General features: G+C 73.2%; 13 protein-coding genes. 6 read left to right on the top strand and 7 right to left on the bottom strand.

Annotation, left to right across the window (positions count from 1 at the left end; all coding sequences use genetic code 11):
- The first annotated feature begins 64 nt into the window (after positions 1-64).
- Positions 65-1354: an IS110 family transposase gene (locus ACFYXK_RS11875; RefSeq protein ID WP_389411003.1), complete on the top strand. Its 1290-nt coding sequence runs from the start codon at positions 65-67 to the stop codon at positions 1352-1354.
- Here the strand turns inward: ACFYXK_RS11875 and ACFYXK_RS11870 are convergent.
- Positions 1351-1770, bottom strand: a complete 420-nt coding sequence (locus ACFYXK_RS11870; protein WP_389411002.1) for a hypothetical protein — start codon at positions 1768-1770, stop codon at positions 1351-1353. The two genes, ACFYXK_RS11875 and ACFYXK_RS11870, sit on opposite strands and share 4 nt — an antisense overlap.
- 176 nt (positions 1771-1946) lie before the next feature.
- On the opposite strand from ACFYXK_RS11870, the gene ACFYXK_RS11865 reads away from it, so the two are divergent.
- Complete coding sequence (locus tag ACFYXK_RS11865; RefSeq protein WP_383519240.1) at positions 1947-2351, top strand: CoA-binding protein; 405 nt, start codon at positions 1947-1949, stop codon at positions 2349-2351.
- A gap of 245 nt (positions 2352-2596) precedes the next feature.
- On the top strand, positions 2597-3463 hold the full coding sequence (locus ACFYXK_RS11860) for a DMT family transporter (protein WP_389411001.1): 867 nt from the start codon (positions 2597-2599) through the stop codon (positions 3461-3463).
- A 15-nt stretch (positions 3464-3478) separates the two neighbouring features.
- On the opposite strand, the gene ACFYXK_RS11855 is transcribed toward ACFYXK_RS11860, so the two are convergent.
- On the bottom strand, positions 3479-4252 hold the full coding sequence (locus ACFYXK_RS11855; protein ID WP_389411000.1) for an acyltransferase: 774 nt from the start codon (positions 4250-4252) through the stop codon (positions 3479-3481).
- A 156-nt stretch (positions 4253-4408) separates the two neighbouring features.
- Between ACFYXK_RS11855 and ACFYXK_RS11850 the strand changes: the two genes are divergently transcribed.
- Positions 4409-4960, top strand: a complete 552-nt coding sequence (locus tag ACFYXK_RS11850) for a gamma carbonic anhydrase family protein (protein WP_389410999.1) — start codon at positions 4409-4411, stop codon at positions 4958-4960.
- A gap of 49 nt (positions 4961-5009) precedes the next feature.
- On the opposite strand, the gene ACFYXK_RS11845 is transcribed toward ACFYXK_RS11850, so the two are convergent.
- The 4 genes from ACFYXK_RS11845 to ACFYXK_RS11830 all read right to left on the bottom strand — a co-directional run bounded on the left by ACFYXK_RS11845 (position 5010) and on the right by ACFYXK_RS11830 (position 9219).
- The gene (locus tag ACFYXK_RS11845) at positions 5010-5672 is read right to left on the bottom strand and encodes a DedA family protein (RefSeq protein ID WP_389410998.1); all 663 of its coding nucleotides are present in this window, start codon (positions 5670-5672) and stop codon (positions 5010-5012) included.
- Between the two features lie 57 nt (positions 5673-5729).
- Positions 5730-8240, bottom strand: coding sequence for a beta-glucosidase (locus ACFYXK_RS11840; protein ID WP_389410997.1), 2511 nt, complete (start codon positions 8238-8240; stop codon positions 5730-5732).
- Positions 8241-8355: 115 nt separating this feature from the next.
- A complete protein-coding gene (locus tag ACFYXK_RS11835; protein WP_389410996.1) occupies positions 8356-8556 on the bottom strand; it encodes a DUF2191 domain-containing protein in 201 nt (66 codons plus the stop codon).
- Between the two features lie 210 nt (positions 8557-8766).
- Positions 8767-9219 (bottom strand): DUF4442 domain-containing protein, encoded by a 453-nt coding sequence (locus ACFYXK_RS11830; protein ID WP_189973593.1) that lies wholly within the window; start codon positions 9217-9219, stop codon positions 8767-8769.
- Between the two features lie 96 nt (positions 9220-9315).
- On the opposite strand from ACFYXK_RS11830, the gene ACFYXK_RS11825 reads away from it, so the two are divergent.
- Together ACFYXK_RS11825 and ACFYXK_RS11820 are read left to right on the top strand one after the other, a co-directional pair.
- The gene (locus tag ACFYXK_RS11825; RefSeq protein ID WP_389410995.1) at positions 9316-10347 is read left to right on the top strand and encodes a hypothetical protein; all 1032 of its coding nucleotides are present in this window, start codon (positions 9316-9318) and stop codon (positions 10345-10347) included.
- Between the two features lie 108 nt (positions 10348-10455).
- Positions 10456-11781, top strand: coding sequence for an MFS transporter (locus ACFYXK_RS11820; protein ID WP_389410994.1), 1326 nt, complete (start codon positions 10456-10458; stop codon positions 11779-11781).
- Here the strand turns inward: ACFYXK_RS11820 and ACFYXK_RS11815 are convergent.
- Positions 11768-12559 (bottom strand): spermidine synthase, encoded by a 792-nt coding sequence (locus ACFYXK_RS11815; protein WP_389411327.1) that lies wholly within the window; start codon positions 12557-12559, stop codon positions 11768-11770. The two genes, ACFYXK_RS11820 and ACFYXK_RS11815, sit on opposite strands and share 14 nt — an antisense overlap.
- Positions 12560-12599 lie beyond the last annotated feature (40 nt).

Below are 12599 nucleotides of genomic sequence, written 5' to 3'. Positions count from 1 at the left end.
GGCTACTGAGGTGGCGGACCGGCCCTCGCGCCGAGTCCTGGGATTAGGTCGCTGCGTGGCCCGCATGCGCTCGCAACCAGCGCAAACACCGAACACTGGGAGGGGAAGAATCTTGATCTACTGCGGCATCGACTGGGCGGAGAAGACTCACGACGTCGCCCTGGTCGACGACAGCGGCCAGTTACTGGCCAAGCGGCACATCACCGACGACGCGGCCGGCTACAAGATCCTGTTGGACCTGCTCGCCGAGTACGGCGACACCGAAAGCAACCCGATCCCGGTCGCGATCGAAACCTCCCGCGGCCTGCTCGTCACTGTGCTGAGGACCGGCAAACGGCAGGTGTTCGCGATCAACCCGATGGCCGCCGCCCGCTATCGCGACCGGCACTCCGTCTCCCGCAAGAAGTCCGACCCCGGCGACGCCCTAGTCCTGGCAAACGTGCTGCGGACCGACATGCACGCCCACCGGCCACTTCCCCAGGACAGTGACCTTGCCCGCGCCGTCGCCGTCCTCGCGCGCGCTCAGCAGGACGCCACCTGGAACCGGCAGCAGACTTCCAACCAGCTCCGCTCCCTGCTTCGCGAGTACTACCCGGCCGCCCTCGCGGCCGTCGAATCCTGGAAGAACGGGCTCTGCCGGCCCGAGGCGCACGAGCTCTTGAAGACGGCGCCGACCCCGACCAAGGCTGCTCGGCTGACTCGTACGCAGTTACAGGCCGCGCTCAAGCGGGCCGGTCGTCAGCGGGGCATCGCCGCCGACGCCGAGCGGCTGCGTGAGGTCTTCCGAACCGAGTGGGCCCACCAGCCGCAGCTGGTCGAGGACGCGCTCGGCAAGCAGATGCTTGCCCTCCTGGTCCAGCTGGAGGCCGCCTGCACCGCCGCCGACAACCTGGCCGAGGCAGTCGAAGAGGCGTTCCCTCAGCACCCGGACGCTGAGATCATCCTCAGCTTCCCCGGCCTCGGCACCCAGCTCGGCGCCCGGGTGCTCGCCGAGATCGGAGACGACCGAAAACGGTTCGCCGACGCCCGTGGACTGAAGGCATACGCCGACGCCTCACCCATCACCCGGGCCTCCGGCAAAAAGTCCAGCATCACCCGACGCTGGGTGAAGAACGACCGCCTCAACCACGCCGGATACCTGTGGGCGTTCTCCGCGATCACCGCCTCACCCGGCGCCAAGGCCCACTACCGGCGCCGCCGCGACAACCATGCGGACTGGCACGCCGCCGCCCAGCGCAACCTCTTCAACCGCATGATCGGCCAGCTCTACCACTGCCTCCAGCAGGACCAGAGATATGACGAGGCCCTTGCCTTCCCAGCTCCGCCCGACCAGGTGGGCGCTGCGGCCGCCTAACCAGAGACCGCCCGCTGGTCCGGGGACCGGACCCAGGGAGCGAAGCGCTGACCGGGTACTGCATCCTCACGCCAGTGGCGCAGGACGGTTTCCTGGACGATGTCGAGTCGCTCTGCGGCGATCAGGCACGAGACTGGCTCTTGCCCTCCCGCGTCGGCCTCGAAGGCGACCACGACGGGCGGCTTCTCGCCGAGCTGACGAGTGACTCTGAGGAGCTCGTCGCGCGACGGTGCGCGGAAGGTCGGATCGTGAAACGCCGACGGGCAGTTGGCTAAGAGCGGATCACCGAAGACCAGTTCCAGGCAGTGGTAATACGACAGGTCGTAGTTGGCAGCGAGCCTGAGCTGTCCGCCGTCCCAGTCCCACCAGGGCCCCTCAGGGAGCTGGATCCCCGCATGCGCTCCTTCGACGTCCACCCGCGCCCTCCTGCCGTTCGAACAGATCGACAGGCTACACAGCGGCTATGGGCGTGCGACTTGACCAGTTAGGACCCTGAGGTGTCTACGGGGAATCGGACATGCGTCCTTTCGGTTGGTGACGGGTGCGGACCGGAGCACCGGACCGTGTCCGAAGGCAACAGGAGGCGGCACCCGTGTACGGCGACCCGGCAACCATCCGCAAGATCCTCACCGAGCTCGGCGACACCTGGGCCGTGGTGGGCCTGTCCAACAACGAGGACCGGGCGGCCTACGGAGTGGCCCGCACGCTCCAGCGGTTCGGCAAGCGGGTGGTCCCCGTGCACCCGAAGGCGCAGACGGTGCACGGGGAGCAGGGGTACGCCTCGCTCGAGGAGATCCCGTTCGCGGTGGACGTGGTGGACGTGTTCGTGAACAGCGCGCTGGCCGGGGCGGTCGCCGACGAGGCCGTGGCCGTCGGTGCGCGGGCCGTCTGGTTCCAGCTGGGCGTGATCGACGAGGAGGCCTTCGCGCGCACCCGCGAGGCCGGCCTGGACATGGTGATGGACCGCTGCCCCGCCATCGAGATCCCGGCGCTGTAGCCGTCCGCTGCGCGCCGTCGACGGGCGGGATCGAGACGGCCGGGGTCATCTCCGTCGGGCCGGGGCCCTCGTTGCGGTAGGCGTGCGGGAGGCTCGCCTCGAAGGAGACGGCTCCGCCCGCCGGCACCGTGTAGCGCTCGTCGGCGTCGACGAGCGTCAGCTCCCCGGCAGCACGACGTGGACCCCGTGCGTGGTTCCCCACGCTGCACCCCACCGTTCACTGCACTGTACTGCGAGGCCCTGTCATGACCGCCCTCTTCGCCTTGGCCAGCGCCGCGCTGTGGGGCCTCGCCGACTTCGGCGGCGGGCTGCTGACCCGCCGGCTGCCGGCGCTCACGGTGGTCGTGGTCTCGCAGATCCTCGCCGCCGTCGCGCTCGGCGCGGTCGTCCTGGGCACCGGGGCCTGGCGGGAGGCCGGGCCGCAGCTGTGGTTCGCGGTCGCCGCGGGCCTGGTCGGGCCGGTCGCCATGCTCAGCTTCTACGAGGCCCTGGCCCTCGGGCCGATGGGCGTGGTCTCGCCGCTCGGCTCGCTCGGGGTGGTCGTGCCCGTCGCTGCGGGGCTGGCCCTGGGCGAACGGCCCGGGCCCGGCCGGTTCGCCGGGATCGCGGTGGCCGTCGTGGGCATCGTCCTGGCGGGCGGCCCGGAGCTGCGCGGTGCGCCCGTACAGCGGCGGGCGGTGGTGCTCACCCTGGTCGCCGCCTTCGGGTTCGGCTCGGTGATGACGCTGATCGCGCACGCCTCCGGCAGCATCGCCGGTCTGTTCCTCGCCCTGTTCGTCCAGCGGGTCACCAACGGGGCCGCGGGCGGCACCGCCCTGTGGGCCCGGACCCGGCGCGGCGCCCCGGCCCTCCCGGCCGGCGCGAGCCCGCGGATCCTGTGGGGGCTGCTGCCTGCGCTGGCCTTCGTCGGCCTCGCGGACGTCGCGGCGAACGGCACGTACTCCATCGCCGCCCAGCACGGTCCGGTGACCGTGGCCGCCGTGCTCTCCTCGCTCTACCCCGTGATCACCGCACTCGCCGCCTTCGCCGTACTGAAGGAACGGCTGCGGACCGTCCAGGCGGCCGGCACCGGCCTGGCCCTCGCCGGCACGGTCCTGCTGGCGGCCGGCTAGGGGGTGTCCTGTGGATCAGGCGGGTTCCGCGGCCGCGTCGGCCGGGCGCTGCTCGGCCTCCGCCAGTTGCGCCACCGCGCGCAACTGCTCCGGCGTCACCCCGTCCGGTATCGGTACGGGCGCCGGGGTCCGCAGCGGCGGCTGCCAGCCCGTCTCCGGCTGCCACCGGCGCACGATCCGCGCGGGCGCCCCGGCCACCACGGCGTGGTCCGGCACCTCACCGCGTACGACGGCCCCCGCAGCCACCACCACGTTGCGTCCCAGCCGCGCCCCCGGCAGGATCACCGCGCCCGTGCCGAGCCAGCAGCCGGGGCCTATCTCCACCGGTGCGCTGCGCGGCCACTGCTTGCCGACGGGCTCGTGCGGATCGTCGTAGCTGTGGTTGGTGGAGGTGATGTAGACCCCGGGCCCGCAGAACGTGTCGTCCCCGATGGTGATCCGGGTGTCGGCGATGACGTGGGTGTCCCGGCCGAGCACCACGCCGTTGCCGAGGACCAGCACCGGCTCCGTGCCGAGGTCGAGGCCGGGCATCATCCCGGCGGTCAGCGTGACCTGCTCGGCGATGATGCAGTGCTCGCCGAGGCGGATCCACGGCTCGCCGAAGACCGTGCCCTGGGGGAAGGCGAGGCGGGTGCCGTGCCCGATCGCGCCGAAGCGCAGCCGCCCGGGGGTCTGCGCGGTGACCGCACCGGCCTGCTGCATCCAGCGCCAGCCGGCGTGGACCGCGCGGTTGGCGAGTCTGCGGCGCAGGGCCGTCAGGGATGAGAACGTGTTCTGGTTCTTCGGCACCGGGCCACCGTAACGCGCAGAGCGCCCCGAGCGCGCCGTGATCTTCACCCCATCGCCGGTCGCGCGGGGCGCGTGCCCTACCGTGCCCGTAGGGCGACACGGCAGGTCACGGCAGACACGGCCCGACAGGGCCGGCACAGGACTGAGGAAGAGAACATGACGTATCAGGCGGACCAGGGCCGGGCACTCGTCGCGGGCCTGGGCGGCAAGAACCCGCAGATCGACCCCACGGCCTTCACCGCACCCACCTCGGTCGTGATCGGCGAGGTCACGATGGCCGCGGGCGCGAGCATCTGGTACTCGGCGGTGCTGCGCGCCGACTGCGGCCCGATCTCGCTCGGCGCGGACAGCAACGTGCAGGACAACTGCACGCTGCACGTCGACCCCGGGTTCCCGGTCTCGATCGGCGAGCGCGTGTCCATCGGCCACAACGCCGTGGTGCACGGGTGCACCGTCGAGGACGACTGCCTCATCGGCATGGGCGCGACCGTCCTGAACGGTGCGGTGATCGGTGCCGGATCGCTGGTGGCCGCGCAGGCGCTGGTCCCGCAGGGCATGGTCGTCCCGCCCGGTTCGCTGGTCGCGGGCGTGCCGGCCAAGGTGCGGCGCGAGCTGACGGACGAGGAGCGCGAGGGCATCAAGGTCAACGCCCTGATGTACGCGGACCTGGCCAAGCAGCACCGGGCCGCCGTCCAGCCCCCGCAGTAGGGCGTACGTACGCCCGCGGCCGGAGGGCGTCCGGCCGCGCGGCGGTCCGCTACTCGGCTGCGGCGGTCTCCGCCGCAGCCGTCTCGGCCGAGGCCGTCCCCGACGCGGCAGCCGCCTTCTTCATACGGCTGCGGAGCACGAGCGTCACGGTGAGACCGATCAGCAGCGCCAGCACCAGCGCGACCCAGGAGAAGCCCTTCAGCCAGGGTTCCGCGACGATGCCGATCGAGTAGATGACGGCGGTGGTGCCGCCGGCCCAGAGGATGCCGCCGAGGATGTTCGCGACCAGGAACCGCCAGTACGGCATGTGCAGCACACCGGCCAGCGGGCCGGCGAAGATCCGCAGCAGCGCCACGAACCGCCCGAAGAAGACGGCCCACATGCCCCACCTGTCGAAGGCGCGCTCCGCCTGGGCCACGTGGTCGGGCCCGAAGTGCTTGGGGAAGCGGCGGCCGAGCCGGTCCAGCAGCGGCTTGCCGCCCCTGCGTCCGATCGCGTAGCCGATCGAGTCGCCGACGATCGCCCCGGTGGACGCGCAGACGCCCAGGACCACGGGGTCGATCTCGCCGTGCTGCGAGGCCAGCAGCGCCGAGCTGACCAGGATGATCTCCCCCGGCAGCGGGATGCCGAGGCTTTCGAGCCCGATGACCAGACCCACCAGGAGATAGATGCTGACCGCCGGAATCGTCTCCAGCCATTCCTGGATGTGCACCGGTACGTCCTCCCGTATCGCGGCGGCGCGTCCCCTGTGACACGCCGAACGGGCAGCCTATCTGCTGTTCACCACAGCCTTCGCCGTCAGGTGGAGTTCGCGGGAGGAACGGCCCGCGAACACTTCACGACGGCCTGAACCCAGCACCCAGGCGTGCCGTTCGGGATCCCAGGAGGACAGCGCGCGGGCGTCGACGTCGAGGACCACCTGCTGCGCCTCGCCCGGCTCCAGGGTGAGCCTGCGGTAGCCGGCCAGCGCGCGCACCGGCTGGTCGAGCTTCAGCTCCGCGGAGGGGCCGACGTACACCTGGGCCACCTCGGTGCCCTTGCGGCGCCCGGTGTTGCGGACGGTGAACTCCACGCGCAGCCCGTCGCGCCCCGGCCGGACGCTCAGCTTCTCGTACTCCCACGTCGTGTACGAGAGCCCGTGCCCGAACGGGAACAGCGGCGCCACGTGCTGCGCGTCGTACCAGCGGTGCCCGACGTGGACGCCCTCGGTGTACTCCTGCCGGCCGCCCACCCCCGGGTAGCGCAGCGGGTCGCCGGCGACCGGGGTCGCCTGCTCGTCGGCCGGGAAGGTCTGGGTGAGCCGGCCGCCCGGGTCCACGTCGCCGAAGAGGATGTCGGCGGTGGCCGCGGCACCCTCCTGCCCCGGGTAGTACATCTGCAGGACCGCTCCGGTACGGGAGAGCCACGGCATGGTCGTGCTGGAGGAGGTGTTGAGCACGACCGTGGTGCGGGGGTTCGCGGCGGCGACCGCCTCGATCAGCCGTGCCTGCCCGCCCGGCAGGCCCAGGGAGGTCCGGTCGCTGCCCTCGGTGGCGTCCTCGTAGGCGAACAGCACGACGCTGCGCGCCTGCTCGGCGGTCTTCACGGCTTCGGCGAGGTCGGCGGCCCGGGTCGCCTTCGTGGTGTGCCGCAGCCGGAACCGCTGCCCCTTGGCCCCGCCCTCGGCGAAGACGGCGAGCCGGTGGGTGCCCGCCGTCAGGGCGAGGGTGCGGCGGCGGACGGCGAGCCCGTCGGGCGCCCTGCCGAGGAGCCCGCCGGCGAAGTACTCGGCCGCGCCCTGCCGGACGGGGAACATTTCCTCGCCGTCCAGGCGCACGCTCGGCCGCTTCCCGCTGTAGTGGACGAGCAGCGTCCACTCGTCGTCCGCGGCGAGCGTGAACTCGCCCTCGTGGCTCCAGCTCCGCCCGGCGTCCACGCCCCGCTCGCCGAGGTCGGCGGCCGGGGTGAGCAGTTTCGCCGGGAGCGGCCGGCCGTACAGGTCCTCGCCGAGGGCGTGGCGCACGGTACTGCCGTTCCCGGCGCGCTGCCGGATCGCATCGAGCGGGGCGAGCGCCTTGTCGGCGGCCACGTGCGCGCTGCCCCCGCCGCTGACGAAGGGCACCTGGCCGGTGGGTCCGATCACGGCGATCGAGCGGGCCGCGGCGCCGGTCAGCGGCAGGGTGGCGTGCTCGTTGTGCAGGAGCACCGCACCCGCGGTGGCGACCCGGCGGGCGACCCGGGCCCCGGCGGCGGCGTCACGGGCGGGCCGGGCCGCCGGGCGGGCCGCCAGCAGCCCGAAGCGGTCCATGGTGGCCAGGATCCGGCGTACCGCGAGGTCCACGGTGTCCTCGTGGACGGAGCCGCCGCGCACGGCCTCCCGGAGCGGGGCGCCGAAGTGGGTGCCGCCGGGCATCTCCATGTCGAGGCCGGCGCCGATGGCGGCGACGGTGCTGTGGGCCGCGTCCCAGTCGGACATCACCCAGCCGCCGAACCCCCAGCGCCCGCGCAGCAGTTCGTCGAGCAGCGGCTTGTTCTCGCAGGCGTAGGTGCCGTTGACCTTGTTGTACGCGCCCATCACCGCGCCGGCTCCGGCGGCCACGGCGGCTTCGAAGCCGCGCAGCTCCGTCTCGTGCAGGGTCTGTTCGGCGGCGACGGCGTCGACGGTGTCGCGGCCCTGCTCCTGGTTGTTCAGGGCGAAGTGCTTGACGGTGGCGATGAGCCCCTCGTCCTGGATGCCGCGGACCATCTCCGCGACGAGGTCCGCCGTGAGCCGCGGGTCCTCGGCGAAGGTCTCGAAGTTCCGCCCGGCGTAGGGGGTGCGGATCAGGTTGGCCATCGGGGACAGCAGCACGTCCTGGCCGAGCGCCCGCCCCTCGCGGCCGATGACCCGGCCGTACTCGCGGGCCAGCGCCGGGTCGAAGGCGGAGGCCAGCATCACGGGCGCCGGCAGTGCGGTGGCCGGTTCGGCGACCCGCACCCCGGCGGGCCCGTCGGCGAGCCGCAGTGCGGGGATGCCGAGGCGCGGTACGCCGGGCACGTACCCGGCCTGGCCGAGCGGGGCGGGGTCCGGGCCGCCGTGCAGCAGGGCCGTCTTCTCCTCGAGGGTGAGCCGCTCCAGGAGGGCGTCGATCCGGGCGGCGCTGCCGGGCCCGGCCCCGGCCGGGGTGGCTGCGGCGGTCGCCGGGGCCGTACGGGGGACCGCGCCGGGCGGCACCGCGGCCACGCAGCCGCCCGCGCCCAGGGCGACCCCCAGCGCCCCGAGCAGCCGCATCGCGCAGCGTCTGGACACGGCCTCGCTCATGGCGCTCCCTGCGGCTCCGGTCGGCGGGAGCGGCCCGCGCCGGACCGCTCCCGCGCCCACTGTGCGCCGTGGGCCCTCCCGGGTCGGCTCAGACGCGCCACCGCTGGGCCGAGGTTCAGCCCTGCGGCGGCGGCTCCAGGGCTTCGGCCTCGCGGCGCGGGCCGTCCTGGGCCTGGACGCGCGCCTCGGTGCGGTGCCCGCGCGCGATGTAGTCCCGTACGACGGCCTCCACCGCGTCCTGGGGCGAACCGATCCCGGCGAGGACCATCACCTCCACCACGAGCTCGGCGTCGAGACTGATGTCGACCTTGGCCACGGCCACCTCCTGATCGTCGGACGCGGACTCTAGCGTCCTGCGCGCCCCACCGCAGCCGGACGCAATTCCCCGCCTCCCGGAGCGAACCGGTCCGTTCCGGCCACGCCGCGCATGGGCAGCGCCCGGCGCCGGCGCCGACCGGAAACACGGAACCCGCCCGGGACGGGGGTTCTCCCTCGTCCCGGGCGGGTTCTCGACCGGCGGCGTCGGCTACGCGTTCGGGCGCAGGGTCCAGACCACGGTCATCTCGCCCGTCACGGCCTCGTCCTCGCGCTGGATGGCGATGGTGACCGGGAACTCGGGGCGGCCGCCCGCGTCGAGTTCGGCGACGACCTCGGCGGCCGGGCGGCCGAGGGTGGCGGTGGCGGTCACGACGCCCTTGGCGAGCTTCTTGTAGCCGATCTCGGCCTTGACGGCGAGGGGCACGGCGCGCGAGAGCTGGTCGCCGAAGGCGGCCAGGACGATCGCGCCGCTCGCGGACTCGGCGAGGGTGAACATGGCTCCGGCGTGCGGGCCGCCCACGTGGTTGTGGTAGTCGGGCTGGTCCGGCAGCCGGACTACCGCGCGCTCGGGGGTGGTCTCCAGGAACTGGAGGTTCAGGGTCCGGGCCATCGGCACCGTCGCGGCGAGCAGTTCGCCCACGTTCATCTGATCTGCGCTCATGGAACGCGATGTTACCCGCGAGTAGACACCCTTGGCCAGACCTTCACATGGGGCGGACGTGCCTCCCCACACCCACTCCCACTATCGTTACCGGCCATGTGGCCAGGACAGCAGCAGCCGCCCGGGGGAGAGCAGAACCCTCAGGACGCGCATCAGAACCCGTACCAGCAGCAGGGGCAGCCGGCGCAGCCGGGACAGCAGCCGAACCCGTACCAGCAGCAGCCGGGCTACGGATACCCGCAGGCCGGCTACCAGACGCCCCCGCCGGTCCAGCCGTGGGGCCAGCCCCAGCAGGCCGTGCCGCCGCAGGGCGGCGGCAGCCCGTACGCGACCAAGACCGTGGCCATCGTCGCGGCGGCCGCCGTCGTCGTGGTGGCGGCCGCCACCGGCGCGTTCGTCCTGACCCGGGACGACAACAAGAAGGACGAGGCGGACAACAAGCCCGCCGCCGCCTCCTCGGCCCCGGCCACGTCCGACGCCCCGGCCTCGCCCGGCGCCAACCCGCGTGCCGGCGGCGACGTCAAGCCCGTGATCCCGGGCTGGAAGGTCGTCGTCAACCCGAAGTACGGCACCGCCTTCGACGTTCCGCCGGAGTGGAACGTGTCGAGCGCCGGCGTCATCGCCGGCTTCGAGGACGCGGTCAAGAACGACGGCAAGCCGATCGTCAGCTTCTCCGCGCCGGCCTTCCTCAAGGAGGACTGGTGCAAGGTCGACTCCAACAAGGACGGCCGTGAGGAGTCGACCGAGCTCGCCGGCACCGGCACCAAGGGCGGCCAGGGCGCCAAGGACACCGCCGAGGCCGTGAAGAACGAGGCCGGCAACTGGGCGTTCGCGGCGTTCGCGCAGAAGGCGCCGAAGGGCACCGTCAAGGTCTCGGAGCCCAAGGAGTACACCACCTCCTCCGGCCTCAAGGGCCACATGGCGACCGCCACGGCCACCGGCGTGCCCAAGGAGAACAAGTGCTCCTCGGACGGCAAGTCGATCGCGTTCAGCTTCAAGACCGCGAACGGTGACTTCTCCAGCTGGGTCCTCTTCGCCGCCTCGGGCGTCCAGGGCGAGGTCCCCCAGGAGACGATGGACAAGATCCTCAGCTCGGTACGCCTCAACGGCACCGCAAGCAACGGCTGACGCACGGGTCACACGTCACAGGTCCGCCCCTTCGCACCATCCGTTCGACCCCGCGCCCCGGGCCGCAATCCGTTTGGATTCTCGGCCCGGGGCGTGGATAGTCCGGGGGTGAGCTCTCCCCCCGCCGCCCCGTCCCGTACGACCGCCCACCGCCGCCGGCCCGCCTGGGCAGGCCGCAACTACACCCTTCTGACGGGTGCCGCGGTCGTGACGAACCTCGGCAGCCACGGAGCCCTCATCGCCTCGGCCTTCGCCGTCCTGGAGGCCGGCGGGTCCGGCGGCGACGTCGGCCTCGTGGCCGCGGCCCGCACGCTCCCGCTCGTCCTCTTCCTGCTCATCGGCGGCGCCCTCGCCGACCGGCTGCCGCGGCACCGGGTGATGGTCGCGGCCAACGCCCTCAACTGCGTCTCGCAGGCGGCCTTCGCCGTACTGGTCCTGACCGGGCATCCGCAGCTGTGGCAGATGATGCTGCTCACCGCGCTGTGCGGTACCGGCACGGCCTTCTTCAACCCGGCCGCCGAGGGCATGCTGCTCTCCAGCGTCTCCGGCGAGCACGCCAACCGCGCCTTCGCCCTCTTCCGGATGGCGATGAACGGCGCCGGCATCGGCGGGGCGGCCCTCGGCGGAGCCATGATCGCCGCGATCGGCCCCGGCTGGGTCCTGGCGGTGGACGCCGCCGCGTTCGCGCTGGCCGGAGCCCTCCGCGCCTTCCTCGACGTCAGTCACGTCCCCGACCGGGCCGGCGGGGGCGGCCTGCTGGCGGACCTGCGCGAGGGCTGGGTGGAGTTCCGGACCCGGCCCTGGCTGTGGAGCATCGTGCTCCAGTTCTCCGTGGTCGTCGCCGTCGTCGGCGCGGCCGAGGCGGTCTACGGCCCGCTCGTCGCCCGCGACCAGCTGGGCGGGCCCGCCCCCTGGGGCCTGGCACTGGGCTTCTTCGGCATCGGCACCATCGCCGGGGCCGTCCTGATGATGGTGTGGAAACCGCGCCGGCTGCTGCTGGTCGGCACCCTGTGCGTGTTCCCGCTGGCGCTGCCGTCGGCGGGTCTGGCGGTCCCGCTGCCGGTGTGGGGCCTGTGCGCGGTGATGTTCGTCAGCGGCACGGCCATCGAGGTGTTCGGCGTGAACTGGATGACGACCATGCACCAGGAGATCCCCGAGGAGAAGTTCTCCCGGGTCTCCGCGTACGACTGGTTCGGTTCGGTGTCGATGCTCCCGCTGGCCACCGCCGTGGCCGGCCCGGTCGAGTCGGCCTTCGGCCGCACCTGGGCCCTGTGGGGCTGCGCCTCGCTGGTCGTGCTGGGCACCGCGGCCGTCCTCTTCGTCCCGGACGTGCGCCGCCTGACCCGCAAGCCCTCGCCCCCGAAGGCCTCCTCGGTCCCGGCCGCCGCGGCATCCGACCCGGCGGCCGCGGCCACCAAGATCAGCCCAGGCTGAACGCGCCCTCCGGCGGCTCCGGCGAGGCAACGGCGTCCGAGTCCCCCACCGGCGACGCCCCCTTCATGAACCGGGCCAGGGCCGCCCCCGCCTCGACCCGCGCGGGAAACGCGTCCGCCGCGCACAGCCGCGCCAGCGCGGCCACCGGCAGCTCCGCGTCCGAGGCGAGCAGCACCGCGTTCCCGAACCGCCGCCCGCGCAGCACGCCCGGCTCCGCGACGAGCGCGAGCTCCCCGAACACCGCGCCGAAATTGGCGAGCTGGGCCCGCAGGAACCCGAACGGCGCCCCGTCCGCCAGGTTGGCCGCGTAGACCCCGCCCGGCCGCAGCACCCGGGCGGCCTCCCGCGCGTACTCCACGGAAGTCAGCTGCGCCGGCACCCGCGAGCCGCCGAACACGTCGGCGACCAGGAGGTCCGCGCTGTCGGCGGCCGCGCCCTCCAGCCAGGCCCGGGCATCGGCGGCGTGCACCGTGACGCCCGACCCGGCCGGCAGCGGCAGGTGCTCCGCGACCAGCTCCACCAGAGCGGCGTCGAACTCCACCACCTCCTGTCGGGAGCCCGGACGGGTCGCCGCCGCGTACCGCGGCAGCGTCAGCGCGCCGCCGCCGAGGTGCAGCACGTCCAGCGCGGTCCCGGGCTGCGCCACGCAGTCCAGGACGTGCGCGAGCCGGCGTACGTACTCGAACTCCAGGTACTCGGGATGGTCGAGGTCCACGTACGACTGCGGTGCGCCGTCGACCGTCAGCAGCCAGGCCCGCTCCCGGTCCACGTCCGGCATCAGCTTGGCGGTGCCCTGGCCCACGTCCCGGACGACCGGG

The organism is Streptomyces sp. NPDC002209 (assembly GCF_042890265.1).
In the GTDB taxonomy this organism is placed as follows: Bacteria; Actinomycetota; Actinomycetes; order Streptomycetales; family Streptomycetaceae; genus Streptomyces.
This window is presented reverse-complemented; position numbering and strand designations above follow the sequence as displayed.

Coding starts and splice junctions, on each gene's coding strand:
- ACFYXK_RS11875 (WP_389411003.1), top strand. CDS start 65: ATGCGCTCGCAACCAGCGCAAACACCGAACACTGGGAGGGGAAGAATC.
- ACFYXK_RS11860 (WP_389411001.1), top strand. CDS start 2,597: ATGACCGCCCTCTTCGCCTTGGCCAGCGCCGCGCTGTGGGGCCTCGCC.
- ACFYXK_RS11850 (WP_389410999.1), top strand. CDS start 4,409: ATGACGTATCAGGCGGACCAGGGCCGGGCACTCGTCGCGGGCCTGGGC.
- ACFYXK_RS11840 (WP_389410997.1), bottom strand. CDS start 8,240: ATGAGCGAGGCCGTGTCCAGACGCTGCGCGATGCGGCTGCTCGGGGCG.
- ACFYXK_RS11830 (WP_189973593.1), bottom strand. CDS start 9,219: ATGAGCGCAGATCAGATGAACGTGGGCGAACTGCTCGCCGCGACGGTG.
- ACFYXK_RS11825 (WP_389410995.1), top strand. CDS start 9,316: ATGTGGCCAGGACAGCAGCAGCCGCCCGGGGGAGAGCAGAACCCTCAG.
- ACFYXK_RS11815 (WP_389411327.1), bottom strand. CDS start 12,559: ATGCCGGACGTGGACCGGGAGCGGGCCTGGCTGCTGACGGTCGACGGC.